The organism is Nocardia sp. NPDC006044, from assembly GCF_042871115.1.
In the GTDB taxonomy this organism is placed as follows: Bacteria; Actinomycetota; Actinomycetes; order Mycobacteriales; family Mycobacteriaceae; genus Nocardia.
Map to the genome: position 1 here is coordinate 974,122 of NZ_JBIAID010000004.1, position 26,397 is coordinate 1,000,518.

General features: G+C 67.7%; 25 protein-coding genes. 15 read left to right on the top strand and 10 right to left on the bottom strand.

All coding sequences use genetic code 11. The annotated features are described in order from the left end of the window. Positions 1 to 14 precede the first annotated feature (14 nt). From ACFYO1_RS35530 to ACFYO1_RS35540, 3 genes are all read right to left on the bottom strand, one after another. Entirely contained in the window at positions 15 to 1,775 is a 1,761-nt protein-coding gene (locus tag ACFYO1_RS35530) for a protein kinase (protein WP_387241138.1), read from the bottom strand. A gap of 81 nt (positions 1,776 to 1,856) precedes the next feature. After that, positions 1,857 to 2,750, bottom strand: a complete 894-nt coding sequence (locus tag ACFYO1_RS35535; protein ID WP_387241141.1) for a bile acid:sodium symporter family protein — start codon at positions 2,748 to 2,750, stop codon at positions 1,857 to 1,859. Between the two features lie 110 nt (positions 2,751 to 2,860). Next, positions 2,861 to 3,910, bottom strand: a complete 1,050-nt coding sequence (locus tag ACFYO1_RS35540) for a Gfo/Idh/MocA family oxidoreductase (RefSeq protein WP_387241144.1) — start codon at positions 3,908 to 3,910, stop codon at positions 2,861 to 2,863. A 580-nt stretch (positions 3,911 to 4,490) separates the two neighbouring features. Here ACFYO1_RS35540 and ACFYO1_RS35545 point away from each other — a divergent pair. Together ACFYO1_RS35545 and ACFYO1_RS35550 are read left to right on the top strand one after the other, a co-directional pair. Further along, the gene (locus ACFYO1_RS35545; protein WP_387241147.1) at positions 4,491 to 6,047 is read left to right on the top strand and encodes a mannitol dehydrogenase family protein; all 1,557 of its coding nucleotides are present in this window, start codon (positions 4,491 to 4,493) and stop codon (positions 6,045 to 6,047) included. Next, positions 6,044 to 6,736, top strand: coding sequence for an HAD family hydrolase (locus tag ACFYO1_RS35550; RefSeq protein WP_387241150.1), 693 nt, complete (start codon positions 6,044 to 6,046; stop codon positions 6,734 to 6,736). The genes ACFYO1_RS35545 and ACFYO1_RS35550 overlap by 4 nt, the downstream gene beginning before the upstream one ends. 88 nt (positions 6,737 to 6,824) lie before the next feature. On the opposite strand, the gene ACFYO1_RS35555 is transcribed toward ACFYO1_RS35550, so the two are convergent. Then, positions 6,825 to 7,172 carry a winged helix-turn-helix transcriptional regulator gene (locus tag ACFYO1_RS35555; RefSeq protein ID WP_387241153.1) on the bottom strand — a complete coding sequence of 116 codons (348 nt, stop codon included), beginning with the start codon at positions 7,170 to 7,172 and terminating at the stop codon, positions 6,825 to 6,827. Positions 7,173 to 7,241: 69 nt separating this feature from the next. On the opposite strand from ACFYO1_RS35555, the gene ACFYO1_RS35560 reads away from it, so the two are divergent. Beyond that, complete coding sequence (locus tag ACFYO1_RS35560; protein ID WP_387241156.1) at positions 7,242 to 7,835, top strand: carboxymuconolactone decarboxylase family protein; 594 nt, start codon at positions 7,242 to 7,244, stop codon at positions 7,833 to 7,835. On the opposite strand, the gene ACFYO1_RS35565 is transcribed toward ACFYO1_RS35560, so the two are convergent. Together ACFYO1_RS35565 and ACFYO1_RS35570 are read right to left on the bottom strand one after the other, a co-directional pair. Beyond that, a complete protein-coding gene (locus ACFYO1_RS35565; RefSeq protein WP_387241159.1) occupies positions 7,807 to 8,493 on the bottom strand; it encodes a response regulator in 687 nt (228 codons plus the stop codon). The two genes, ACFYO1_RS35560 and ACFYO1_RS35565, sit on opposite strands and share 29 nt — an antisense overlap. Continuing rightward, positions 8,475 to 10,163: an ATP-binding protein gene (locus tag ACFYO1_RS35570; RefSeq protein ID WP_387241162.1), complete on the bottom strand. Its 1,689-nt coding sequence runs from the start codon at positions 10,161 to 10,163 to the stop codon at positions 8,475 to 8,477. Before ACFYO1_RS35570 ends, ACFYO1_RS35565 begins: the two co-directional genes overlap by 19 nt. 146 nt (positions 10,164 to 10,309) lie before the next feature. Between ACFYO1_RS35570 and ACFYO1_RS35575 the strand changes: the two genes are divergently transcribed. The 4 genes from ACFYO1_RS35575 (at position 10,310) to ACFYO1_RS35590 (ending at position 14,035) form a co-directional block, all read left to right on the top strand. Then, positions 10,310 to 11,116: an ABC transporter ATP-binding protein gene (locus ACFYO1_RS35575; protein ID WP_387241165.1), complete on the top strand. Its 807-nt coding sequence runs from the start codon at positions 10,310 to 10,312 to the stop codon at positions 11,114 to 11,116. Beyond that, the gene (locus tag ACFYO1_RS35580) at positions 11,106 to 11,993 is read left to right on the top strand and encodes an ABC transporter permease (protein WP_387241168.1); all 888 of its coding nucleotides are present in this window, start codon (positions 11,106 to 11,108) and stop codon (positions 11,991 to 11,993) included. The genes ACFYO1_RS35575 and ACFYO1_RS35580 overlap by 11 nt, the downstream gene beginning before the upstream one ends. 2 nt (positions 11,994 to 11,995) lie before the next feature. Continuing rightward, the gene (locus ACFYO1_RS35585; protein WP_387241171.1) at positions 11,996 to 13,048 is read left to right on the top strand and encodes an ABC transporter substrate-binding protein; all 1,053 of its coding nucleotides are present in this window, start codon (positions 11,996 to 11,998) and stop codon (positions 13,046 to 13,048) included. Between the two features lie 99 nt (positions 13,049 to 13,147). Then, entirely contained in the window at positions 13,148 to 14,035 is an 888-nt protein-coding gene (locus tag ACFYO1_RS35590; RefSeq protein ID WP_387241174.1) for an alpha/beta fold hydrolase, read from the top strand. A gap of 538 nt (positions 14,036 to 14,573) precedes the next feature. On the opposite strand, the gene ACFYO1_RS35595 is transcribed toward ACFYO1_RS35590, so the two are convergent. Continuing rightward, positions 14,574 to 15,335, bottom strand: a complete 762-nt coding sequence (locus ACFYO1_RS35595; RefSeq protein WP_387241177.1) for a siderophore-interacting protein — start codon at positions 15,333 to 15,335, stop codon at positions 14,574 to 14,576. A 138-nt stretch (positions 15,336 to 15,473) separates the two neighbouring features. Between ACFYO1_RS35595 and ACFYO1_RS35600 the strand changes: the two genes are divergently transcribed. Further along, positions 15,474 to 16,301, top strand: coding sequence for an NADPH-dependent oxidoreductase (locus ACFYO1_RS35600; RefSeq protein WP_387241180.1), 828 nt, complete (start codon positions 15,474 to 15,476; stop codon positions 16,299 to 16,301). Positions 16,302 to 16,622: 321 nt separating this feature from the next. After that, complete coding sequence (locus tag ACFYO1_RS35605) at positions 16,623 to 18,047, top strand: amino acid permease (RefSeq protein ID WP_387241183.1); 1,425 nt, start codon at positions 16,623 to 16,625, stop codon at positions 18,045 to 18,047. A 236-nt stretch (positions 18,048 to 18,283) separates the two neighbouring features. On the opposite strand, the gene ACFYO1_RS35610 is transcribed toward ACFYO1_RS35605, so the two are convergent. After that, positions 18,284 to 18,988: a TetR/AcrR family transcriptional regulator gene (locus ACFYO1_RS35610; RefSeq protein ID WP_387241186.1), complete on the bottom strand. Its 705-nt coding sequence runs from the start codon at positions 18,986 to 18,988 to the stop codon at positions 18,284 to 18,286. 47 nt (positions 18,989 to 19,035) lie between these two features. Between ACFYO1_RS35610 and ACFYO1_RS35615 the strand changes: the two genes are divergently transcribed. From ACFYO1_RS35615 to ACFYO1_RS35635, 5 genes are all read left to right on the top strand, one after another. After that, positions 19,036 to 20,055, top strand: a complete 1,020-nt coding sequence (locus ACFYO1_RS35615) for an oxygenase MpaB family protein (protein ID WP_387241189.1) — start codon at positions 19,036 to 19,038, stop codon at positions 20,053 to 20,055. Positions 20,056 to 20,208: 153 nt separating this feature from the next. Beyond that, a complete protein-coding gene (locus ACFYO1_RS35620; RefSeq protein ID WP_387241192.1) occupies positions 20,209 to 21,396 on the top strand; it encodes an oxygenase MpaB family protein in 1,188 nt (395 codons plus the stop codon). Next, a complete protein-coding gene (locus tag ACFYO1_RS35625) occupies positions 21,393 to 21,929 on the top strand; it encodes a 2Fe-2S iron-sulfur cluster-binding protein (RefSeq protein ID WP_387241195.1) in 537 nt (178 codons plus the stop codon). The genes ACFYO1_RS35620 and ACFYO1_RS35625 overlap by 4 nt, the downstream gene beginning before the upstream one ends. A gap of 187 nt (positions 21,930 to 22,116) precedes the next feature. Next, entirely contained in the window at positions 22,117 to 22,326 is a 210-nt protein-coding gene (locus ACFYO1_RS35630; protein WP_387241198.1) for a hypothetical protein, read from the top strand. Further along, positions 22,323 to 23,078: a hypothetical protein gene (locus ACFYO1_RS35635; RefSeq protein ID WP_387241200.1), complete on the top strand. Its 756-nt coding sequence runs from the start codon at positions 22,323 to 22,325 to the stop codon at positions 23,076 to 23,078. The genes ACFYO1_RS35630 and ACFYO1_RS35635 overlap by 4 nt, the downstream gene beginning before the upstream one ends. A 3-nt stretch (positions 23,079 to 23,081) precedes the next feature. Here the strand turns inward: ACFYO1_RS35635 and ACFYO1_RS35640 are convergent, their stop codons facing one another. After that, positions 23,082 to 23,258 carry a hypothetical protein gene (locus tag ACFYO1_RS35640; RefSeq protein WP_387241202.1) on the bottom strand — a complete coding sequence of 59 codons (177 nt, stop codon included), beginning with the start codon at positions 23,256 to 23,258 and terminating at the stop codon, positions 23,082 to 23,084. A gap of 222 nt (positions 23,259 to 23,480) precedes the next feature. On the opposite strand from ACFYO1_RS35640, the gene ACFYO1_RS35645 reads away from it, so the two are divergent. Continuing rightward, positions 23,481 to 24,467: an endonuclease/exonuclease/phosphatase family protein gene (locus ACFYO1_RS35645; protein WP_387241205.1), complete on the top strand. Its 987-nt coding sequence runs from the start codon at positions 23,481 to 23,483 to the stop codon at positions 24,465 to 24,467. Here the strand turns inward: ACFYO1_RS35645 and ACFYO1_RS35650 are convergent. Beyond that, a complete protein-coding gene (locus tag ACFYO1_RS35650; protein ID WP_387241208.1) occupies positions 24,464 to 25,879 on the bottom strand; it encodes an MDR family MFS transporter in 1,416 nt (471 codons plus the stop codon). The two genes, ACFYO1_RS35645 and ACFYO1_RS35650, sit on opposite strands and share 4 nt — an antisense overlap. Between the last annotated feature and the right edge of the window lie 518 nt (positions 25,880 to 26,397).

Genomic DNA, 26,397 nt, shown 5'->3' on the forward strand with positions numbered 1-26,397 from the left:
TAGCGCAAGCCGGGTCATGAGGTTTTGCTGAGTATTCCGGACATGTCGCCGATCACGCTGGCGGTGCGATAGGACAGCGTGCCGTCGGGGAGTAGCTGGAGGTGGGTGGTGTTGCCGTCGTCGTTGCAGCCGCCGCTGTCCTCGGTGAGGCGCGCAGTGAGCGTCAGTTCCTCGCCGTCGACGGCCGTCAGCGTTTCGGCTCGGCCACAGGTCATACCGACCACTTTGCCGGTATTGGACGAGGTGCCGAGTTCCTCGCCGACGGTGCCCGCGTTCAGTGTCAGCACGATGTCGAAGCCGGCGATTTTGTCCTTGGCGACGCCTTTCCATTCGCCGACGAACGCCTCCGGCAATTCCGCGGCGGCACTGCCGGGCGTCGAGGTGGACTGGTCTGTGGTGCGGTCGGAGTCGGTGAACTGCTTGGTTATGACGAAGGCCGCGATCGCTATTACGAGGCAGAGAACCAGTCCGCCTGCGATCAATGCGATGCGGCGGCGCGGGGGCTGTGCGCCCGACGCGCTGTATGGCCCGTCCTGCGGGGGCGGAGCGCTGTACGACGCATTTTGCGGAGCGACGTATCGGTGTGCGCGCTGCGGGGTGTGGGACCGGTCTTGCGGCGCGGCCGGTGCGTACGGCGAGGGGTTCGAACCATCGGGCGCACCCCGCCACCATGATCGCGGCGTGACGTCCGGTTGTCCGGAGGCGGGCATGCTGGTCGCGGTCCGCGCGTTCGGGTCGGTGACCGGCCGCGCGTTCGGGTCGGTGACCGGCCGCGCATTCGCGTTGGTGACCGGCCGCGCATTCGGATCCGTGACCGGCCGGACCACCGTTTCCGCCGTCCGGGTCGGATTCGGCTGCTTGCTCAACGCGTCGGGCACGTCGAACGGCCCGGAGTCCAGGTCCAGCAACTGCACCGCACGCCGGCTGACCTCTTCCAGCGCGGGGGCGGGGAGCCAGCCGCCGCGGCCGGGGAGGCCGAGGGCGGTCAGGTCGGCGATGATGCGTTCGGGGGTGGGCCGGGCGGCCGGGTCCTTGGCGAGGCAGGCGGCGATCAGGGGGCGCAGCCGATCCGGGACCGCGTCGAGGCGCGGCTCCTCGTAGACGACCCGCCAGAGCATCTGCACCATCGCGCCGATGCCGAACGGACCCTGCCCGGTGGCCGCGAACACCAGCACCCCGCCGAGCGCGAATACGTCGCTCGCCGGCCCGACCGGGTCGCCGGTCACCTGCTCCGGGCACATGAATCCCGGTGAGCCGATGACCTTTCCGGTGGTGGTGAACTGGCTGTCGTCGATCGCGCGGGCGATGCCGAAGTCGATCACCTTGGGGCCGTCGAGGGCCAGCAGCACGTTGGACGGCTTCAGGTCGCGGTGCACCAGGCCGGCGGCGTGCACGGCGACCAGCGCCTCGGCCAGCCCGTGGGCGAGCACCAGCAGCGAGTTCTCGGCGAACGGTCCGTACTCGCCGACTGCCTCGGTCAGCGAGAATCCGGCCACGTAACCGGTGGCCAGCCACGGCGGATCGGCGTCCACGTCGGCGTCCAGCACCGGCGCGGTGAACTGCCCGCCGACCCGTCGCGCCGCGGTGACCTCGCGACGGAACCGCTCGCGAAATTCGTTGTCGCCGACCAGTTCCGGCCGGATCACCTTGACCGCGACGGTCCGGCCACCGGCATTGCGGCCCAGGTAGACCCGGCCCATGCCGCCCGCACCGAGCACGCCGAGTATCCGGTAGTCGCCGATCCGCGCCGGATCGTCTGCGCCGAGCGGTCGCATCGCGATGCTGGTTCCCTTCGAGTGTCGAACATCGAAAGGTTACCTACCCGGCGACGCGCTGTCCGGTTCAGTTACCGGTTGTCAACCGGCCACCGCGCTCGGCACCGGCGCCGGACGATCATGTCGCACATACTTCGCCAGCAGATAGGCCGCGATCGCCGCGGGAATGTTCATCAGCACCCCGTACACCGCGCCCGGCACCGCCATCGCGTCGTTGTGCAGCACGGACCCGGCGATGGCGATGGCGATCGCGCCGTTGTGGATGCCGATCTCCATGGCCGAGGCGATCGCCTGATCCGCGTCGACCTTGCCCAGCCGCGGCACGAAATAGCCGACGGCCAGGCTGATCACGGCGAACAGCAGGCTGAGCGAGGCGAGCTTGCCGATGTTCTCGGTGAGCGTGCCGAAGTTCTTCGCCACGGCCGCGAGCACCACCAGCGCGAGCACCACGATGGAGAGGATCTTCACGTTCCCGCGCATCCGCTCGGCCCAGCCGGTGAACCGCCGGTGCACCCACATGCCGATCGCCACCGGTACCAGCACGATCGCGAACACCTGCGCGAACTTGTCCGGGCGCAGCCCGAACGACCCGTCGCCGTCCATGAACCGGCTGTAGGCGAACGCGACGATCAACGGCATGGTGAACACGGCGAGCACCGAATTGATCGCGGTGAGCGTGATGTTCAGCGCGACATTGCCGCCCGCGATGTGGCTGAACAGGTTGGCCGACGGCCCGCCGGGCGACGCCGCGAGCAGCAGCATGCCCACGGCCAGTGCGCCTTCGAGCTGGAACAAGTAGATCAAGCCGAGACAGACCGCGGGCAGCAGCACCATCTGGCAGAGCAGGGCGATCACCGCGGCTTTGGGATAGCGCAGCACCCGCGCGAAATCGTCCACGGCCAAGGTCAATCCGAGCCCGAACATCACCAAGGCCAGGGCCAGCGGTAAGAAGACCGCGAAAATCGTTGAACCCATGCGGGTCTCCTCTCAGCCGAACGGCCGACCCGCGTGCGGCCGACACCGAGCGTCGACGTTATCGATCTCCGGCGCGGGCCGCCAGCCCAATAATCGAGGGGTGCCTGCGTTTACCCGGTGACTACCTCGCCCTCGGCGGCCGATCTGCGGGCGGCCTCCAGGATGCGCAGGGTGGCGACGGCGTCGCGCGGGTCGACCGGAACCCGGCCGCCGTCGAGCAGGGCGGCGGCCAATTGGGCGTAGAAGGCGGGGTAGTCGCCCGCAATGGTGGGTACCGGTTCGACGGCGGGTTCCGCGCCGAGCACGCCCCAGTTCTCGGATTCGACCGTGCCCCAAGGCTTGCCGTCGTCGGGGCGGCGGCCGTCGCGTAGCGCGCTCTCCTGTGGATCGAGGCCGTAGACGACGTAACCGGACTGCGAGCCGAGCACGCGGAAGCGCGGACCCAGTTGCGGCGCAACGGCACTCATCCAGAGGTGCGAGCGGACACCCGAGGTGTGGGTGAGCGCGACGAAGGCGTCGTCGTCGGTCTTTATGCCGGGGCGCCGCCGATCCAGTTCGCAGTAAACGGATTTCACCGGCCCGAACAGCGTCAGCGCCTGATCGATGAGATGACTGCCGAGGTCGAAGAGCAGTCCCGCGCCGTCGGCGGCGCCGCCCACCTCACGCCAGCCGCCCTTCGGCACCGGGCGCCAGCGTTCGAAGCGGGATTCGAACCGGCGCACCTCGCCGAGCCTGCCCGCCTCGATCAGGGCACGCGCGGTCAGGAAGTCGCCGTCCCAGCGTCGATTCTGGAAGACGGTCAGCGCGAGGCCCGCCTGCTCGGCCCGTTTGACCAGGTCTTCGCCCTCGGCGACGGTCACGGCGAACGGCTTGTCGACGACCACCGGCAGGCCCGCGTCCAAGGCCTGGGCGGCCAGCGGGGCGTGCGTGCGGTTGGGCGTCGCGATGACCGCCAGGTCGATGCCGGACGGATCCGCGAAGAGTTCGTCCGTTGTGGCGACGACCCGCACGCCGGGGTGTTCGCGCTCGGCCTGGGCCGCGCGTTCGGGGTTGGCGGTGACCACCACCGCGACCCGCATCCGTGGTTCGGCGGCGATCAGCGGAGCGTGGAAGACCGACCCGGCCAATCCGTATCCGACAACTGCGACGTCCAGGCTCATATCTCGACGCTAGCGGATCGTCCCGGGGATTCGGCTCATGATCGAGTGGGTATCGCGGCTGGTTCGATCTGACCATCGTCCGTCCGCAACCGCGAGGCAACCTTAGCCATGCTTACGATCCGTGCCGGACGGTTGCTGCGCCTCGACGCCGTCCTCCGTTTTGTTCCATCTGGAACCGTGTATGCGACAGTCCTTCTCGCCGTTCCGCGTCCCTCCAGGGGGTGTATTTACACCGTATTCTCCGGTGATAATCCGGCAATTACTCAGCAAATCTTAGAGTAAACTTAAAGCTTTCCCTATCGGGCAAATCGGAAATTACAGCGCGTGACTGATGTCACGAACGCGCATTGCGGCAACGCCTGTTTCTGCTTGTGGACGCCGATTCGTGCGGTCTGAAGTGGTGCTTTACGGAATATTTGCAATAGGGCCGATGACCTGCGGCGAACTGCCTTCAGTTGGTCGATTCGAAGTTTGCTGTCGAAATACCGGCGGTCCTGACCTACCGTGTGAAACGGCGCTTAGTCAATGCTGATACGGCGTTCTATATCGCCCCTTCTCGCAGACCCAACGGAGGCCGCACATGCGTGTGCCGCTGATTACGGCGAAGAAAACTCGAACCGAAATGACGTCCCGGATACCGGGCAAGGTGGTGCCGCGCCTGTCCGCCGACATGCTCACCAGACTGCCCGCCACGGTCGCCAGGCCGGGGTTTGCTCCGCGGAGCCTGAGCACCGGAATTCTGCACCTCGGCTGCGGCTCCTTCCACCGGGCGCACCAGGCCCTGGCTACCCAGCACGCGATGAACGAGACCGGCGATCCGCGCTGGGGCATCGCGGCCGTCGCGATCAACCGCCCGACCGTGGTCGACGCGCTGCGCGCGCAGGACCACCTGTACACCACGCTGCTGCACGAGGACGGGCAGGCACGGGTGGAGGTGGTCGGCTCGATCACCGAGGCCATCCATGCTCCGTCGGACCTGATCGGCGTGCCGCAGCGGATCGCCGACCGACGGGTCAAGATCGTCACGCTGACCGTTACGGCCAGCGGCTACTGCGTCTCACCGGTCACCGGCCGGTTGGAGGTGGACTGCCCCGGCGTGCGCCACGATCTGCGCTCGCCGACCCGGCCGATCACCCCGATCGGCATGCTCGCGCAGGGGCTGGAGCTGGTCCGCCGCCGCGGCGGCACCCCGCCGGTGGTGATCAGCTGCGACAACCTGTGCGCCAACGGCAGCACCCTGCGCCGCGCGGTCATCGATTTCGCGCTGCTGCGCGACGATCATCTCGCCGAGTGGATCGCCCGGCATGTGCAGTTCCCGAACAGCGTGGTGGACCGCATCGTGCAGCCGACCGCGCCGACCGACGCCGCGGTGGCGCGCAACTGGCTCGGCGGCATCGAGGATTTCGCGCCGGTCTCCGCCGAGCCGTTCATGACCTGGACGATCGAGGACTTCGAGGGCGAGCGCCCGCAGTGGGAACTCGGTGGTGCCCAATTCGTCGCCAACGTCAGGGATTACGAGCTCGCGAAGCTGCGCCTGCTCAACGGCACGCACATGCTGCTCGCCTACCTCGGCGGCGTGGCGGGGCACCGCACCATCGCCGAGGCGACCGCCAGCCCGGCGCTCGCCGCGCTGGCCCGGCAGTTCATGCTGGACGAGCAGGGGCCGACGCTGGCCCTCGGGCAACCCGAATTGCGCAGAACCGTAGACGATTTGATGCGCCGATTCCGCAATCCGGCCATTGCCCAGGACATGACGCGGATCGGTCGCAACGGTTCGGACAAGATGATGCCCCGGGTCGTCGACGCACTGCGCGACAACATCGAGGCGGGCCGGCCCACGCCCGGCGCGACCCTGCTGATCGCCGCCTGGATCCGCTGGTTCACCGCGAGCCACGCCCCGGGCGCGGTGATGGAGCTGATCGACCCGCGCGAGGACTCGCTCGCCGTGCTGGTGGACAGCGATCCGCACCGCTGTGCGCAGGCGTTCTTGCAGCGCACCGATATTTTCGGCACGCTGCCGGAACTGGATAGAGTGCAGCGACAGGTCGGTGATGCCCTGGCGGAGATCGGCCGCGACGGCGTCGAGGCCGCGGTCCGGCGCAGGTTGGCGCCGCAGTCGGAAGGGAGTATCGGATGAACGCCGAAAATCCGGTTCGCGCAGTCGTTTTCGATATGGACGGGTTGCTCATCGACTCGGAGAGCCTGGCGATGGAGTCGCTGGTCACCGCGGGTGCCGAGCTCGGCTACGAGCTGCCGATCGAGTTCTGCCGCAGCATGATCGGCGTGCCCGCCGACCGCTGCCGGACCCTCGCCGCGGCCGCGTACGGGCGGGGCTTCCCGCTGGAGGAGTACTTCGCGCTGCACGACGAGCACCTGCGCGTGCTGGTGGACAGCGGCCGGCTGGCGACCAAGCCGGGCGCGGTCGAACTGCTGGACGCACTGGAAGCGCAGGGTGTGCCGAAGGCGATCGCCACCTCGTCGTCGCGCGATCGCGCCGACCATCATCTGCAGCTGGCCGGCCTTGCGGATCGGTTCGACGCGGTGGTGACCCGTCAGGACGTGACCAAGGGCAAGCCCGATCCCGAGCCGTACCTCAAGGCCATGGCGGCGCTCGGCGGCGAGCCGGAAACCACACTCGCGCTGGAGGATTCGACCAACGGTCTGCGCGCCGCACACGCGGCCGGGCTGCGCTGCATCCTGGTCCCCGACCTGGTGCAGCCGACCGAGGAGTCCCGCAGCCTCGCCCACCGGCTGTACCCGGACCTGCATCAGGTCATCGAATACCTCGCGGTGGCCAACGCGCCCTCGCCCGCCTCGACCGCCTAGGCGCGCCGCCGAAGCATCCGCACGCCTTCTGATTTCCCGCACCGGAATTCGCATGCAATTCTCGGTGCGGGAAATCAGGAGGCGTGCGTCAGTGCTCGGCCCATCTCTGCACCCACACCTGTAGGGGTGCGAGCGCGGCGACGAGGTCGAGGCCGTCCGTGCTCAGCTGGTAGCCGTCGGGTTCCGCGGCGACGATCCCGGCCTCGCGGAGTTCGCGCAGCCGATCATTGAGCACGCTGGCCGATACGCCGCCGCACAGCTTCTGCAACTCGCGGAAGGTCACCGCGCGTCCGTCGCGCAACTCCCACAGCACGCGCAGCGCCCACCGCCGGCCGAGGAGATCCAGCAGCACCATGATCGGCCGCCCGGACTGCGATCCGCGGACCGGTTCGCCGACCGCCGGAGTCTTGCCCGCTTCGGATTCCGAAGCTACCATCGTCACCATCCTTGCTCTTTTTTTCGAAGCGAGAATACTCCGTCATCGTCGCAAGCATGAGGATCTACCATGGGTGACACCCCGCGCATCGTCCCGCTCAGCCCGCCGTACGCTCCCGAAATCGAGGCGCAGCTGCGCAAATGGATGCCGCCCGGCGCGGCCGTCGAACCCCTGGCCCTGTTCCGTACCCTCGCCCTGCACGACGACCTCTTCGGCCGCATGCGTCCTCTCGGCGCGGGCATCCTCGGCCACGGCCGCATCCCGCCGCGCCACCGCGAGATCGTCATCCTCCGCACCTGCGCCCGCGCGAACGCCGAATACGAATGGGGCATCCACGCCGTACTCCAGGCCCCCGAGGTCGGATTGACCGCCGACCAGATCGACGCGACCGTCATCGGCGCACCCGACGACCCGGCCTGGTCGGCGGACGACACCGTCCTGCTCCGTCTGGTCGACGAAATGTACGACACCGCAACAGTTTCCGACGAACTCTGGGCCGAACTCAGCGCTCGCTACCCGGACGACCAGATCCTCGAACTGATCACCACCACCGGCTGGTACCGCCTGCTCTGCACGGTGATCAACACCGCCCGTATCGAACACGAAACCTGGGCCCGCCGCTTCCCGGCCCGGGTCAGCGATCCGTCTTCGCCGCGCGGGTAGCCGCCGAGTACTCCTGCTCCGGGCGCCCGGTGCTGCCGTAGCGCAGGCTCATGCGCAGGGTGCCGGTGCCGACGAGGGTGGCGAGGTAGCGCTGGGCGGTGGCGCGGGAGATGCCGATGGCGGTGGCCACCTCGCCGGCCGAGAGCGGGGTGCCCGCTTCGAGGATCGAGTGCAGGACAAGGTCTTTGGTAGGGGAGGCGGCGGTGGCCGGGGCGTGGGTGATCGTGGCCGGGCGCAGGGCCTGGAGGGCGGCGTCGACGCGCGCGTTGTCCACCTGCGGGGCGGTGAGGATGCGGCGGTAGCGGGCGTAGCCGGCCAGGCGCGCGGCGAGTTCGGTGTGCGGGAAGGGCTTGACGAGGAAGGCGAGCGCGCCGGCGGACAGGGCGGCACGGACCGCGCCGCTATCCGTGGACGCGGTCAGAACCATGGCGTCGCAGCGTAATTCGCGGACGAACTCGATGCCGGAACCATCCGGCAGGTAGACGTCGACGAGGGCCAGGTCGACGGAGTCGGCGGCCAGGATTTCGCGCGCGGTGGTCACCGTGTTGGCGGTGCCCGCCACGGTGAAACCCGCGATGGAGTCGACGATCCCGGCATGCAGATTCGCCACGCGGAAATCATCGTCGACGACGAGAACGGTCAGATCTGATGGAGCCATGACGCCTTACTGTCTACGAGCACTTCGGGTATGCGGGCAATGAATTCGGCACCGGTCAACGGGGGAGTTCCCCCGCGCGGACTGGCCAGCCGGACATCGCCGCCGTGATTGCGGGCGATCTGCCGGATGAGCGCCAGTCCGACGCCGCGGCCGCCGGGCACATCGCCGCTGTCGCGGGTCGAGGTGCCCTCGGTGAACAGGACGTCGATCAGCTCCGGCGCGACGCCGTCACCGCTGTCCGCGACGACGATGTGCAGCGTCGAATCCTCTTGCACCAGCTCGACTTCCACCTGCTTGACCGGATTCTCGGCGGCGCGCACGGCCTCGATCGCGTTGTCCAGCAGATTGCCGAGCACGGTGGTCACGTCGACGGGATCGGCGAGGCTGCCGTCCACCCAGGTGTTCGGGCCGAGGACCAGCTCGACGCCGCCTTCGCGCGCGTGCGCGGCCTTCGCGGCGAGGAACGCCTGGAGGTAAGCGTCGTGGATCGCGTCGATGCCGGGCGCGGCCGCCCCGAGCGGACCGGCGCCGATCATCTCATCGATCGACCGCGAGGCCTCCTCGGTGCGCCCGCCGTGCAGCAACCCGCTGATCAGGTGCATCTTGTTGGAGAACTCGTGGCGCTGCGCGCGCAACACCGTGCTCATCGATTGCACCGCGTCGAGCTGGCGAGTCAGCGCCTCCACATCGGTGCGGTCGCGCACGGTCAGCACCGCGCCCAGATCGCGCCGATCCCGATGGACCGGCCGCGCCGCGACCACGACGATGTGCGAACCGACCGTGGCCGACGCAGGCTGCTCGTCCAGCCCGCGGAATACCTCGAGCACGCGCGGGGTCAGCCCGATCTCGTCCACCGGCCGCCCGATCTCCGCGCCGATGCCGAGCAGCCTGCGCGCTTCGTCGTTGACGAACGTTGTGCGCCAAGCGGCGTCGACCGCCAGCACGCCGCGGCCGATGCCGTGCAGCACCGCCGCCTGACCACGCACCAGTTCGGCGAGTTCGGCGGGCTCCAAGCCTAGGGTCAGCCCGCGCCAGCGCCGCGCCAGCAGCATCGATCCGGCGATCCCGACCAGCAGCGCGGCGCCGACCAGCAACCCCGCGGTGCGCAGATCGTCGAGCAGTTGGTCGCGTACCGCGCCGGTGGCGATGCCCACACTCACCGCGCCCACGATACGGTCCGAACCAGGTTCCAGCACAGGAACTTTCGCCCGCACCGAGTCGCCGAGCGTGCCGCGCTCCTCGGCGATCACCTCGCGCCCGGCGAGCGCGCCGGACGGATCGGTGCTCACGTGCTCGGTGATCCGCGCCGCGTCCGGATGCGCCAGCCGGATCCCCGAATCGTCGGTGATCACCACGAACAACGCGTCGGTGCGCTGCGTGGTGTCGATCGCGATGCGCTCCAGCGGACCGGCGGCGAGCTGCTCGCGCAGTTGCGGATCGGTCCCGATCGCCCCGGGCGCGTACTTGGTGACCTCTTCGCGAACCACGGGTTCGGCCGCGACCGTGCGCGCGATCGCGAGGGCGCGCTGGCCGTAGCCGTCGCGCAGGCGCCCGTCGCTGAGATAGCCGAAAACGGCGAAGGCGACGCCGAGGGTGAGGGTGACCACCACGATCTGCAACAGCAGAACTTGAGTCCTCAATCGCACGGCCGGCGCGCCCTCAGTGGCCATTGGCGCAGCATAGACCACCCGGCACGGGTGAGCAGAATGCGCAGAACCGGCGAATCGGCACTTTGCACGGCTTGTGCGCACAAGCTCCGCGGTGTGATCGGGGCCACGTACGTTCGCTCTACCTCGATCTCGCAGGAGCTAGAACCATGAACCACCCACTCATCGAGCTGCGGAGCGCGACGAAGCGTTTCCCCGGCACCGGGGGCGGCATCCACACCGCCGTCCGGAACCTCGACCTAGAGGTCCGACCCGGCGAATTCGTCGCCGTGGTCGGCCCGACCGGCTGCGGCAAGTCGACCACCCTGTCCCTGGTCTCCGGGCTCGAGCCCGCGTCGGCCGGCCGGACGCTGGTGCGCGGCAAGGACGTCGACGGCATTCCGGACGGCATCGGCTACATGTTCCAGCAGGATGCCGTGCTGCCGTGGAAGTCCGTGCTGGACAACGTCGCTCTCGGCCCGCGCCTGCGTGGTGCGTCGAAAGCCGAAGCGCGGGCGAAGGCCTCGGTCTGGGTGGACAAGGTCGGCCTGGCCGGATTCGAGACCTACTACCCGCATCAGCTGTCCGGCGGCATGCGCAAGCGGGTCGCGCTGGCGCAGACGCTGGTCAACGACCCGGAAATCCTGCTGATGGACGAGCCGTTCAGCGCGCTCGACGTGCAGACCCGCCAGCTCATGCAGGACGAACTGCTGCGCGTGTGGGCGGGCACCGGCGCCGCGGTCATCTTCGTCACCCACGACCTGGAGGAGGCGATCGTGCTCGCCGACCGGGTGATCGTCATGACCGCCAGTCCGGCGACGGTGTGCGGCAACTTCACCGTCCCGCTCGACCGGCCGCGTGATGTCGAGGAGATCCGGCTCACCACCGAGTTCCGGGACATCTACAAGGAAATCTGGGAAACGCTGCGCGACGAGGTCGAGGCGGCTCGAGCCAAGGGAGCCTCCCGTGTCGCATAATCTTCTCGAAAAGGGTTCCGCCGCAACGCCGGTGCCGGAGAACGAGACCGAGGAGCAGATCCTCACCCGGGTCCGCACCAATGTCCGGCGCGCTCGCATCCGCACCTGGGGCCTGCGCTTGGCGCTGGTCGCGCTGTGGCTCGGTTCGTGGGAACTGACCGCGACGCTGTGGATCGACCCGTTCTTCTACTCCAAGCCGTCGCTGATCTGGGACCGCCTGGTCGAATGGTTCACCGAGGGAACCCAATTCGGCTCGATCTGGTTGCAGATCTTCACCACCGTGCAGGAGGCGGTGCTCGGCTTCCTGATCGGCGCGGTCGCCGGCGTCGTGCTCGGCACGCTGCTCGGGCGCAGCCGCTACTGGGCCGACGTGCTCGCGCCGTTCATCAAGGCGCTCAACGCGGTTCCGCGCATCGTGCTCGCGGCATTGTTCATCATCTGGTTCGGTCTCGGGCTCAGCTCGAAGGTCGCGACGGTGGTCGTGCTGGTGTTCTTCGCGGTGTTCTTCAACGCCTTCACCGGTGCCCGGGAAGTGGACGGCAACGTCATCAACAACGCCCGCATTCTCGGGGCGGGTAAGCGGCAGGTGCTCACCGCGATCGTGCTGCCCAGCGCGACCACCTGGATCCTGTCCAGCCTGCACACCGCCTTCGGCTTCGCGCTCATCGGTGCGGTCGTCGGTGAATACGCCGGGGCCAGTAAGGGTTTGGGCCTGCTGATCAGCAACGCCCAGGGCACCTTCGACTCGGCGGGCATCTACGCGGGCATGATCATCATCACGGTGATCGCGCTGCTCGCGGAGTGGGCGATCGGTTTCGCCGAGGGCAAGTTGCTGAAATGGCGTCCGTCGCAAGCGACTTCGGGACACGGGATCTGAGCATGAGGTACCGCAAACATGTGACGATCGTCGTCGTTGCCGTCGCGGCGCTGCTGCTGGCCACGGGATGCCGGGATTCCCGGCATATTCCGATGGCGAACGGGCGCCCGCAGATCACCATCATGGTCGGCGGGCTGGAGAAGGTGATCTACCTGCCCGCGATGCTCACCAAGCAGCTCGGCTTCTTCGACAGCAACGACATCGACGTGAAACTGCTCGGCGAGCAGTCAGGCGCCAATGCCGAAACCGCGCTGCTCACCGGCGATGTGCAGGGTGTGGTCGGGTTCTACGACCACACCATCGATCTCCAGGCCAAGGAGCAGTGCATCCGCTCGGTGGTCCAGTTCTCCGACGTGCCCGGCGAGGTGGAGCTGGTGTCCAAGCAGGACGCGGCGACCATCAAGTCCACCGCGGATCTGCGCGGCAAGAACCTCGGCGTCACGTCGCTCGGCTCCTCGACCGACTTCCTCACCCAGGCGCTCACCGGCCAGCAGGGCATGACCACCAAGGACTACACCCGGGTGAAAGTCGGTGCGGGACAGACGTTCATCGCCGGCATGAACCACAACGGCATCGACGCGGGCATGACCACCGACCCGACCGTCGCGCAGATGATCAACTCCGGTGAGGCCGAAATCCTGGTCGACATGCGCACCGAAGCCGGCACCCGGGCCGCCCTCGGCGGCCTGTACCCGGCCACGTCGCTGTACATGAACTGCGCGACCATCGACGCCCACCCGGACATCGTGCGCAAGCTTGCGGCCGCCTTCGTCCAAACCCTGAAGTGGATCAAAACCCATACCCCGGAAGAGATCGCGGCCAAGATGCCCGCGCAATACGCCAGCGCGGGCAAAGACCTCTACATCCAATCCATCCGCGACTCCATCGGCATGTTCAACGGCGACGGCCTGATGAAACCCGAAGGGGCCCAGAACGTCCTGAGCATTCTCAGCAAGTACTCCCGCAACGTGGCACCGATGAAAGACCGCATCGACCTGTCCAAGACCTACACCACCCAGTTCGTCGAGGAGGCATTGCGCGCCCCCAAGCAATAGCGGGTGCTCGATGCGCCGTCCAGGAACCTGGGCGGCGCATCGCCGGGTCCGGGAGCTGATCCGAGCGGCTGGCGGGACTGATCGGCTACCGTCGAGCAGATGGCAGGTCTGTCACGAAGTGAGGCGCGCCGCGGCGGTGGCGTGGGCGCAGCTCCGGTCGCGTTGCCGCCGCGGCGAGCTGTCGAACTGGCCGACGGTTCGAGTGTCGATGTCCGATTCGCGCCCGGAGCGAATCCCGTTGTGCTGCTGCATGGTTGGGCGTTGACCGCGGATGTGAACTTCGGTCATCTGATGCGGCCGGTGGCCGACGAATACGGTCTGGTCGCGATGGACATGCGGGGGCATGGGCGGGGATTGCCGTTGGGGGCAGGGGAGCGGTTCGATATCGCGCAATGTGCGGATGACGCGGCCGCGGTATTGGACACGCTCGGCATTGATCAGGTGGTTGTGTGCGGGTATTCGCTGGGTGGACCCGTCGGGCTGGAGTTCGCTCGGCGGCATCGGGATCGCGTGCGCGGGTTGGTATTCGAGGCGACCGCTATGGCGTTCGATAGTGCGGAGGACAAGTTCGGGCGAGTGTTCTTTCGCGGGCTGCGGCCGTTCGCGGACCGTAGCGGTGGCATCGGCCGGTCGGTGCCGTTGTCGTATTTCTGGAAGGCCCGGTTCAAGTCCGCGGAGGTAAAACGGCTGTGGCCGTGGTTGCGGACAGAGCTGGGCCAGTGCCATCCGCGGGTGATCGTCGATGTAATCCTGGCCGAATACGCGTTCGATTTCCGGCCGCATGCCGCCGAGATCGCCGACTTGCCGACCGCCGTCGTCGTCACCACGCGAGACGGGGCGGTCCCACCCCGAGACCAGCGTGCGTTAGCCGCGTCGCTGAATGCGACAGTAATCGAGCTGAACGCAGCCCACGACGTCTTCCTCGCCGACCCGAAAAAGTACGTAGCGACCACCCGTTCGGCAATCGAAAACGTCCTCCACCGCTGAATCCGCCGCAGCCCCAGCTCTGCCGATCTCGTCGGCCGCCCGATTCGCCTGCCCGCACACGAATTGTTAGCCCGCGCACGAGTTAATTAGCGATTTCACGCGCGGGCGTAGAGGACCTACGCGGCGAGCGGTTCGCGCTCTGTCAGTTCGGTGATCGCTGCTGTGCCCATTCACGGTCCCACCTGCCGTGTGCGATTCGTCGGCCCGCACGAGTTGATCAGCGATTTCACGCGCAGGCGGACAAGACGTGCGGGGCGAGCGGGTGGCTTGCGTTCGGTCCGTTGGGCGATCGAAGCCGATCGTTGCTGTGCCTCGTTGCTGCCTCACCTGCCGCGCGCGAATTGCCAGCGCGCACGAGTTGATCGGATCTTGTGCGCGCGGGCGGCGATTTCGTGCGCGGCAGGTGCTGGGCGCCCGCGCGGCGATTTCGGGTGTGGCAGGCGCTGCGGGCTTCGTGTTTGCGCGGTTATTTCGTGCGCGGAACACCGCGGGCCGAATGCTTGCGCGGCGCTTCTCGGCGCGGCGGGTGGGGCAGGGCTCAGCTGGTTGCCGGCGCGGTCTCCTTCTGCTTGAGCTCGGCTTTCCACTCGCGGAAGCCCTCTTCGGTGCGTCCGCGACGCCAGTACCCGGAGATCGAGTTCGCCCACTCGGCGGACACGCCGCGCTCCCGGCGGACATAACGGCGCATGTCGTGCATGACGGCTTGCGCTTCACCGTGGATGAAGACCTGGACCTGGCCGTCTTTCCACGGTGCGTTGCGCACGCTGTCGGCGAGCAACTCGCCCGGCGCCTGGGTACCGCGGTGCAGCCAGGTCAACTCGATCCCCTCGGGCTTGCGCAACGGCAGCTCGTCATCGGGCCCGGAGACCTCGATGAACGCGTAACCGACGGCCGTCGGTTCCATCGCCTCCAGCGCGGCGGCGATGGCGGGCAGCGCCGCCTCGTCACCGGCCAGCAGGTGCCAGTCGGCATCCGTGCGGGGCGAGTACGCGCCGCCGGGGCCGAACAGGTCGATGGTCTCGCCGGGTTGGGCCGCGGCCGCCCACGGTCCCGCGATGCCCTCGGCGCCGTGGTACACGAAATCGGCCGCGAGCTGTCCGGCCTCGCGGTCCACCGAGCGGACGGTATAGGTGCGCAGCACCTCGATGCCGTCGCGCTCGAAGATGAACTTGACGTACGAATCGGTGAACTCGCTGACCTGGAACGCGGCGAAGCCGGGGCCACCGAGATGGACCCGGATCAGGTGCGGGCTCAGCCACTCGGTGCGCTGCACGGTCAGGGTGGTGCGGGGTCGGGCCATAGGTGTTCCTCCCACTACTAATTAGGGTTACCTTACCGACCCTACTCCGAGTTGATCTCCAAGGAAATCCAGGCGGTGTTCGGCTCACCGTGCGAACAACCGCTGACGAACACCGCGCGGCCGTTCAGGATGACGGACATGACCCAGACCGTGCCGACGCCGACCCACCTGGTGCAGCAGCGTTACCGCGACCCCCAGCCTACCGAGCCCGCCGACTGGAACCCGGTATTGCAGGTGCTGCACGAGCATCGTTCGGTCCGGCGCTATCTCGCCGACCCGGTCCCGGATGACACGCTGCGCCTGCTGATCTCGGCCGCCCAGTCCGCGCCGACCTCGTCGAACCTGCAAGTGTGGAGCGTTATCGCGGTTCGCGATCCGGAGCGCAAGGCGCGCCTCGCGGCCTTGGCCGGCGATCAGGCGCACATCCTGCAGGCACCCGTATTGCTGGTCTGGACAGCCGATTTCGCGCGCCTGCGCCAACTCGCGGACGACCGGGAGGTCCCGCTCGACGGCGCCGACTACCTCGAATCCAGCTACGTCGGCTTCATCGACGCCGCCCTGGCCGCGCAGAACGCCGTCGTCGCCGCGGAATCCCTCGGTCTCGGCACGGTCTACCTCGGCGCGCTGCGCAACCACCCCGAAGACGTTGCCGCGGAACTGAATCTGCCCCCGCAGGTCTTCGCCGTCTTCGGCCTCCTGGTCGGCCACCCGGACCCCAGTGAGGACGCCAGAGTCAAACCACGCCTGCCCCAGGCCGCCGTCCTGCACCATGAGACCTACCAGCTGACCGCCCAGCGCGAACACGTCACCGTCTACGAGTCCCGCATCGCGGAATTCTATGCCGAACAACAACTCTCGCACTCGTGGACCGAACGTGTATTGGCCCGGCTGGCCTCCGCCGCCAGTCTCAACGGCCGGCACCGCCTGCGCACCTCACTGGAGAACCACGGCTTCCGGCTGAAGTGACCCGACCTTTCTCTCGACCGGCGTAATCGGAGTCGCCCCCGGCCCGCTCCGCGCTTGCGGACTTCCGCTGGGGTGCACCCCGCGCTCTGCCGTTAACCAGCCGCGCGGTCCAGCGCCTCCGGCGCGGGCGGCACCAGCGTGCCGACGGGTGCCCACTGACCTGCGGTATTAGATCCGAATTACGCGGCAGGTAGTGCCGGACCGGTAGCGTGACGTGCTGTTCGACTCCGGAACATGCGATGATCCCATGTCATGTGTCCGGGGTCACCGACCGACGATCCCGGGCGACGCGTCGTTGCCGCACGAGAGAAGGACCGCACTATGACAGCCGCCGACAGTCATCTATCGGACGCTGGAACGCAGGATTCGACCGGTGACTCGGAGGGTTACTCCCGCGGTCTGAGCCCGCGGACGATTCAGATGATCGCCATCGGCGGCGCGATCGGCACCGGCCTGTTCTACGGCGCGGGCGGCGCGATCGAGCAGGCCGGACCCGCGCTGATCCTGGCCTACCTCGCGGCGGGCGTGGCGATCTTCGTGATCATGCGCGCGCTGGGGGAGTTGCTCACCTACCGTCCGGTCTCGGGCAGCTTCGCCGAGTACGCGCACGAATTCCTCGGGCGGTACGCGGGTTTCGTGACCGGATGGTCGTACTGGGCGGTGTGGGTCGCGACCTGCATGGCCGAGATCACCGTGGCGGGCAAGTATGTGCAGTACTGGTTCGATATCCAGCCCTGGATCACGGCGCTGGTGGTGCTCGCGGTGATGTTCGCGGCGAACCTGATCTCGGTGCGCCTGTTCGGTGAGGGCGAGTTCTGGTTCTCCGCCATCAAGGTCACCGCGATCATCGGCATGATCCTGCTCGGCATCGGCGTGCTGACCATCGGCTTCGGCCACGCCGCCAACCCGACCGTGACCAACCTGTGGGCCGACGGCGGCGTGTTCCCGAACGGATTCGGGCAGTCGCTGCTGGTGCTGCAGATCGTGCTGTTCGCCTACGTCGGCGTCGAACTGGTCGGCGTCACCGCCGGCGAGGCGCGCGAGCCGCGCAAGACCCTGCGCAAGGCAATCAACACGCTGCCGTTCCGGATCGGCCTGTTCTACGTCGGCGCGCTCGTGGTGATCATGTCGGTGTCCAGCTGGCGCACCTTCCATGCCGGTAAGAGCCCGTTCGTCGAGGTGTTCCAGCAGATCGGCATCCCCGGCGCCGCGGGCATCATCAACTTCGTGCTGCTGACCGCCGCGCTGTCGTCCTGCAACTCCGGCATCTACTCGACCGGCCGGATGCTGCGCACGCTGTCGCTGCACGGCGAAGCGCCGGCGGCGCTGAACAAGCTGAGCTCACGCCACGTGCCCTACGTCGGCATCTCGGCGTCGGCGGCCGCGATGGTCATCGGCGTGATCGTCAACGTCATCTCGCCGGACAAGGCCTTCGCCTACATCACCTCGGTCAGCACCATCGGCATCATCTTCGTCTGGGGCATGATCCTGGTCTGCCACCTGATCTACCGGACCAGGGTCGCGCGCGGCACCCTCCCCGCCGCCGACTACCGCCTCCCCGGCGCCCCGTACACCACGGTGCTGGCGTTGGCCTTCCTCGCCCTCGTCGTAGTCCTGCTGTTCTTCACCGAAAGCGGCCGCACCGCAGTAGCCGTCGGCGTCGTCTGGACCATCCTCGTCTCCGCCGGCTACCTAGCGCTAACCCGCCTCGGAAAGCCCACCACCCCAACTCCCGCCAACCACTAGCCACCACCCGTACCCAACGCCGCTGATACCCCAACACCCGCACACCACCCGGTTTCCCGCACACCGAATCGCATGCGATCCCGTGTGCGGGAAGTCAGTAGGTGTGCGGCGGAGGGCGGTGAATGCTCTTGCCGGGTGCGCAGTTTGCCCGCGCCCCCGTTGATCGTTCGGCCCAACAGCCGCACGCTTCTTGATTTCCCGCACCGAGATTTGCATGCGAATTTCGGTGCGGGAAATCAGAAAGCGTGCGGCTGTTGGCGTCGCGGCGGAGTGCGGCTGTGGCTACTCGCGTTTTGTTCGTGAATGGGGGTGGGGGTGGTTTGGGCTGGTGAGGGGGGTGGGCGGAAGTAGTTGAGGACGAGGCGGGTGATGTCGGTGAGGAAGCGGTCGCGGGAGACGGGGGGCCGGTCGAGGATGTAGCGGATGGCTAGGTGTTCGACCGTGCGGACCAGCATCCACGCGGCCGACTCGAAGTCGACGTCGTGGGGCAGAGAGTCGCGATGCATGGTGAGCGCGACGCGGGCCAGTTCGCCGATCTGCTGCTCGAAGGCGAACACGGTGTTGTCGCCGCTGAGGCGCGGTGTCTGCTCGATGACGGCTCGCAGCAACGCGGGATGGCTGCCCAGAGCATCGAGCAACGCGGAAATCGTTGCGGGAACCGCGGTTTCGGGCGGCTCGTGCAGGTGCGCCAGCACGCTGCTGTGCACCAGGGCCGCGACCTCGCTGTTGTAGCGCTCGATCACCGCGGTGACGATGGCGTCCTTGCCCGGAAAGTATTGGTACAGCGACCCGGGACTGATCCCGGCGGCGTCGGCGATCCGATTGGTGGACGCCCCGTCGTACCCGTGCTCGATGAGCACCTGCTGACCGGCGTCGACGATGCGCCGCACCATTTCCCGGGAGCGCTGCTGCTGCGGCGTTTTCCGCGTCTTCGGTGGCATCAGAAGACGAATTGAACGCGAGTATTTATTCGTGTCAGCATCGTTTCATGGTTGCACACAATGACGTGGTGCACGAGAGCCACAGTGCGCCCGTGCCGCTCGGTCCGGACTCGTTGACCTGGAAGATCTTCGGTTCCCTCTACTTCGCGCCGACCGGGCTGTTCCTCGGCATGGTGCAGAACATGCATCCCGGCCTCGGCGCGGGCGTCGAGTACCACTCGCGGATCAAAGACGAGTTCTATCAACGGGTGCTGCGTTCGGCGTACCCGATCGTCGGCGTGGTCTTCGACGGGCCGCGAGCCGAGCAGACTGCCCGCGAGATCGTCGACTACCACCGCACGATCAAAGGCGTCGACGAGCGAGGGCGGCGGTACCACGCGCTGGACCCCGGAACCTTCTATTGGGCGCACGCGGTGTTCTTCGTGCAGACGCTCCGGGCGGGCGAGTTGCTCATGGGCGGCCTGTCGCCCGGGCAACGCGAGCAGCTGTGGCGCGAGCAATATCAGTGGTACGAGATGTACGGCATGAGCATGCGGGTCGTCCCCAAGAGCTGGCCGGAGTTCCAGAACTACTGGAACGACATGTGCGAGAACGTGTTAGAACCGACGCAGGCCGCCTGGGAGGTCTATCGGCTGGCCGAGAACGCCCCGGTGCCGCCGTTCCCCGTGCTCGACCTGCTGCCGAAACCCTTGTGGGAGAGAATGTTTCGACCACTCGGCGCGCGGTTCTATCAGTTCGTCACCGTCGGCCTGTGCGACCCGGCGATCCGGCGCACGATGGGCTTCACCTGGACCCGCCGCGACCAGTTCTGGTTCGACCGCTGGTGCGCCCTGTTCACCGCGATGAACCGGCTGACACCGGACGAGATCCGCTACTTCTTCCCGCGCATTCGCGCGGGCCGCCGCCGCGAACGCGGCCTACGCCCCGCGACGCTGCCGCCACCGGAAGCGCCCGAATTGCTCTGGCCCGCAGCCGAGCACCGCACTGATCCCAAGCACTACTGCCCGGTCCACGCCGATCACGGCACCACACCCACCACGAAATTCCGGCAACTGACAGGATTTTGACCGATGCTGGACGTGCACGCCGACGCGCACCCCTACGACTACTACTATCGCCCAGGCATGCCCCTGCGCCCGCCGCCGCCCCGCGCCGTCGCCTCCGAATTATGATACGAGCCAAGGAAATCGATCCTAGCGCCGTGGATCGACGTCCGACCGGTGCCTGTCGAAACACCCCGCACCCGACTGATGGCCGATCACCTCTGGCAGGGCGACGAACCGATGGACCGGCTGGTCGCCGCGTTCGGGCGCATCGGCACCGCCGAAGGCAGACGGCTGCTAGACCGAGCACTCGACCACGGCATCGACACCGTCGACGACCCGCCGCCGGAACTCGTGGCCCTGTTCGCCGCCCTTGACAACCCGCCGGACTGGTACGACCCCGACCTTTGGGAACGCGGCCGCCAACTGTGGATCAACGTCTCCACCTCCGGCAAGCTCGCCATGGGCGTGCAGGACTTCATGGGCACCTTCGTCGGCGCCGAGGTCGCCTCCGCGACCGGGGCCACCGGCCGGTTCGTCAACGATCCGTACCGGCGAAACCTGGAGACCTCCACCTGGTTCCGCAACGTGACCGTCCGCGGCGGCATGGACCGCTGGTCGCCGGTCTTCAAAGACACCGTCCGCGTGCGGCTCATGCACTCCCAGGTGCGCGCCGGCCTCCGCCGTGCCTGGGGCGCCGACCATTTCGCGATTCACGGCAACCCCATCTCCAACAGCACGATGATGGGGGCGGCAGTGACCTTCGGCATCTCGCCGATCTGCTTCGACCACACCCACGGCCGCAAATCCACTGAGCGGCAACGAGATGCGGTAATGCACTACTGGGCCTACATCGCTCACGTGTTCGGCGTCGCCCACGAGCTGATCCCGCGCACCGCCGTCGAAGGCATGGAGATGTCGGACTACATGGTCGCCACCGCCGGCGTCGCCCCGGAATGGACCGCCACCATGGCCGGTGCCGCGACCCACCGCCTGGCGAACCCCGCCGGCCTCACCGATCGACTGAAAATCCGGGCGACCGCACCCCTGCTCGGCCTGCTGGCCTACTTCAGCAGTGAACCCCTCGTCCGGGAGTTGTTCCGCAGCACACCATTACGCGACGTACCGGTGCAACCATGGTCGGCCTTGACCGGCGTGGCCGCCGCCCTAGACGTCCGCCTCCGGGCGCTCGACGACGCACTACCCGGCGCGCACGCTCGCATGGCGCGCCGAGCATCCGCCGACGACCCGGTCTGGCGCCGCAACGCGAAGCTCGCGAAACTCCTCGCCGCCCGCGTAGGCATCCACGGCACCCCCTACGACCACCACGACGACTCCGCCCCCGCCCGCTGCCCGGTCCGATGATTCCGCCCCCGCAGCTTGTAGTCGAATTACGCAGGTCAGGCCGCACCGTCCTGGTACCGCCCACCCTGACCGTGCTAGAGGCCTTGGAGAACGAGGGCGTCCCGATCGCCTCGATGTGCCGCGCCGGCATCTGCGGAACCTGCGAAACAACAGCCCTGTCCGCCACCGAACAGCGCTCGACAAGCGCGCCACATCCTGCGACCGAGCCGGGTTCGGTGAGCGTGTCGCCTGGCGTGCTCGGGCCGAGTGTGCCGCGTCTCGTGATCGGTCCGGGCTGGCCGAAAGAGTCATCTCGGGTGACTGAGCCGGTTTCGCCCACGGTGTCGGGACCCGTGCGCGAGCGGGGCTCGCCAAATGTCTTGCCTAGCGGTACCGAATCGCGTTCGGTGGCTGTGCCGGGTTCCGCGACCCAATCGAGCTCGCTGAGTCCGACGCGTCCCGCGATGGGGTCGGCCGCCGATCGCTACCCCCGACGTGTCCGCCTCTGTGTCACCGCTCCGGGCACGCTTATCCACCTGGTCTTGGATCTGTAGCTGGACCCGGATCCGTTGCTGGGCGCTCGCTCGCATGCTGAGGATTCGTACCAATCCGGCGGGTACTCCGTTGTGATCATGGTGCCGCGCGCAGCACCCCGACGGATCGCACAGTAGCGTTGCCCTGGACAAGACCGGGGGAACCGGGTGGGGCCGATTCGGTGGTGGGTCAAGCGGAGGCAGGGATATGACAGTGAAGACGTTGGACGACCTGGTGCCGGGTGAACTGCCGGCTGGAATCGCGGCCTTGGCTCCGGACGTTCAGGCCCAGCTCGCCACGGTGGTCGCGGAGGCCCGGCGCAAACAGGCGAAGGACCTCGAGACCGCCGCTTACTCGCTGCTCGATTTCGTGCCCCGCCTCCTGCGCGGCGCGGTGAAGAAGGCGGCCGGCCTGTGACCGACGCGACCAGCGCCCAGATCATCAAACTCGCCCGCACCTTGGGTGTATCGGCCGACCAGCTCGATTACCTGACCGACGTCCCCGCCGCCGACGTCAGGGACTTCCGTTTCCAGGTCGCCGACCTGCTGTTCGACAGCCAGTCCGGCGGCCTGCGCAAGGTCGCCGCGGCCGCCAAGGTGATCCCGGCGCCGGTCATCGCCAAGCTGGTCGCCCGTAGCCGCAACGCGCTGCTCGCCGCGCGCATGGCCGGCGTCCTCGAACCGGCACACGCGGTCGACGTCGCCAAGCGCCTCCCGGTCGACTTCCTCGCCGAGGTCGCCCCGCTGCTCGACCCGCGCCGCGCCGCCTACCTCATCGCCGGCGTGCCCACCGAAACCATCGTCGAGGTGGGCAAACTGCTTGCCCGGCAAGAAGATTGGATCACCCTGGGCGACCTGATGGCCGTTGTCTCCGATGAGTCCGTCCGCGCCGCACAGGCCGTCCTCGACGGCGCCGCCCTGCTCCACTCGGCGTTCCTCATCGACGACGCCGAGCACCTCGAACGCTTGGTCGGCCTGGTGTCCGAGCGAAAGCTCGCCGAAATGCTCGAAGCCGCGGCCGAACACGACCTGTGGGACGAATACCGCAGCACCCTCGGCAGCCTCTCGGACTCGGCCCTGACGGTCGTCCGCGCGGCGGTCGACCAACTTCCGCCCGAACACCGCGACCGCGCCCTCGCCGAAATCGCCGATCGCCGCCCCGCCTCGTAACCCTCAGGTCCGCAACAACGTCCGAATCCCGAGCACCGCCCCGATCAACCCCAGCGCTGCGGCGAGCACCGCGGACACCGCGACCCCGTGAATCAATTCGGCGTCGCTCCCGACAACCAGCAGCACCGCCGCGGCCACCGCGCACGCCGCCGCGAACAACGCCGTGATCAACCGTTGCACGAGCCCGTCATCATGACCACCCGCGCTTCGTCACCTGGCCCGAGCATGCCGCAGCACTCGGGCGCTGAACATCGGGGATCACCCTGAGGCCCGGCGGCGTACTCGACACGTAGCCGGGGGATGAACAGACATTTTCGGGTAGTCGAGTACGCGCCTGCGAACGCTCCCGCGGGTCGACAATTGACGGGTAGGAACGGTCGGGGCCTGATGAGGATGTGTGCAATGGTCACCCTGCGTATCGCGACGTTCAATCTCGAAAATTTCGATGAGACGCCGAATCCCACCCCGTTCGAACCGACCCTGGAGGACCGCATCGCGGTGATGCGACCGCAGATCAATCGTCTCCGCGCCGACATCCTGTGCCTGCAGGAAGTGAACGGCCAGGAGCGCCCCGGCCGGCCGCGGTCGCTGATCGCGCTGACCGACCTGTTGCAGGGCACCGCCCTGGCCGGCTGGAACATCGTCTCCACCGAGAAGGCCAACGGCGAGGTGTTCGACGAACGCAACCTCGCGGTGGTCACCTCGCTGCCGGTCACCACGCACGCGCAACTGCTCAACGACCTGGTCGCGGCCCCGGTCTACCAGGTGCTGACCGCGAATCCGCCCGCGGCGCAACCACAGTCGATCGCGATCGAACGCCCGATCCTGCACGTCGAACTCGACCTGCTCGGTGCGCCGCTGCACGTCATCGTCGTGCACCTGAAGTCGAAGCTGCCCACCGACATCGCGGGACAGAAGCTCGACCGTTTCACCTGGCGCGACGCCGGCGCGGCCGCCGAGGGCTCGTTCCTGTCCGCGATGAAACGGATGAGCCAGGCCGTCGAGGTCCGGCGGCTGGTCGATCGGATCTTCGACCAGGACCCGGCGGCACGCATCGTGGTCGCCGGTGATTTCAACTCCACCGCCGACGAGGTGCCGCTGGTCGCGATCCGCGGCGATGTCGAGGACACCGGCAACGGCGCGCTGGCCGGCCGGGTGCTGGTGCCGCTGGAGAACACCGTCCCCGAGTCGTCGCGCTACTCGCTGTTCCACCACGGCAAGGGGCAGATGCTCGACCACCTGCTGGTCACCCGGAACCTGCTGGCCAACTATCGCGGCACGGAGATCCACAACGAGCTGCTGCACGACGAGTCCGCCGACTTCGCCACCGACCGGAAGTTCCCCGAGTCCGATCACGCGCCGGTGGTCGCGACCTTCGAATTCGCCTAGGCGAGCACGGTTTTCCGGCCCGGCATGCAGGCCGAGGCCAGCACCATCACGGCGGCCATCGCCGCGACCGTGAGGAAGACCAGGTGCACCGCCGAGGACAAGGTCGAGGGCAGCGGATGATCGGTGTCGCCGATCCGCGAGTTCACGATCGCGCCGAATACCGCGACGCCAACCGCGCTGCCGATCGAGCGGGCGAACATGTTGGCCGAGGTCACCACGCCGCGCTCGGACCAGTCCGCGCTCGTCTGTGCGGCGATGAGGGTGGGCGTCGCGACCAGGCCCATGCCGATGCCGATCACGAAACAGGAGCCGGCGATCTGCCACAGCGTGGAATCCTCGGCGATCAGCAATGTGGTCACCGCGCCCACCGTGGCCAGCCCGCTGCCGATCAGCGCGGTCGAGCGGAAACCGATGCGCAGGTAGACCTTTCCGGCCTGCGACGCGGCGATCGGCCAGCCGAGGGTGAGCGCGCCGATGGTGAGCCCGGCGACCAGCGCGCCGGTGCCGAGCACGCCCTGGGTGAATGTCGGGACGTAGGAGGTCAGGCCGACCAGGATCGCGCCGACGAGCACCGAGACCAAACTGCTCGCGATGATCACCCGCCGGGTGAACACCCACAGCGGCAGGATCGGATTCGTCGCCCGCCGCTCGACCAGGCCGAACAGCACCAGCAGCAGCGCGCCGCCGACGAAGATGCCGAGGCTGGCGGGGGAGTCCCAGGCCCAGGCCTGACCACCCTCGAGCAGCCCGAGGATCAGCGCGCCGGCGCCAACGGTGAGGAGGGCGGCGCCGAGATAGTCGACCTTCTGCTTGCGCCGCGGCGCGCTCTCGGAGAACTTGCGCAGCAGCATCCAGGCCGCGACGGCGGAGAGCGGCAGGTTGATCAGGAAGATCCAGCGCCAGCTGACGTAGTCGGCGAAGACCCCGCCGAGCAGCGGGCCCGCCACCGAGGACATGGCCCACACGCTGGCCAGATAGCCCTGCACCTTGGCCCGCTCGGTGAGGGTGTAGAGGTCGCTGGCGATGGTCATGGTCATCGGCTGGATCGCGCCCGCGCCGATGCCCTGCACCGTGCGGAAGATGATCAGCCCGAGCATGCTGGTCGCCAGCCCGCACAGCAGCGAGCCGAGCGCGAACACCGCGATGCCGAACATCAGCACCGGCTTGCGCCCGACCGTGTCGGCGAGCTTGCCGTAGATCGGCACGGTGACCGCCTGCGCCAGCAGATATATGGAGAACAGCCAGGGGAATTGGGCGAAGCCGCCGAGCGTGTCGGTGATCGTCAGCACCGCGGTGGCGATGATGGTGGAATCCAGCGCCACCAGGCCGGTCGCCAGCATCAGCGCGCCGAGGATGGCCCCGCGCTCCGATCGAAAGCCGACGCCCGACGATGCCACTGTCTCGGTTGCCACGCGTGCGGCCCCTTTCGTTTGTCCGACTAATCACCTTCAACGAACGTAGTCCGGGCCCAGCTATTCCCGCTCGGAATATTTTCGCGGTCCGGTGATCGACGAGGCGCGCGGCGGGTCTGCGCCCGGCTCGGAGCCGGTACCGATCGGGCCCGACCCACGCGGGGCCGCCCGGCTCGGCGTTGGACGGGCGTACATAAGGCGTTGTACGACCGCACATCTCCGGCAAACAATTAGCAATCAAATTGGCGTGACGCGCTGTTCCGCCGAACGCCGCCGAATGTTTCGGGCAGTTGAATGCGATGTGGTGAATAGTTGACCCGCGTTTGTCCGACCAGGCGAAATCGGACGAAAAAATGGCGCGAATCGGACGTATAACCCCCGGTGCATGCGGAGGTCCTTACTCCGTATAAATCCGGTGGCCCAGCTCACAGGAGCTTCCAGGTGGAAGCTGTAGACAGCTATCTCAGTACGGTTGTACTGTCTGCCGATGTGTTCAGGACGACGCCGTAGGTAGGTGG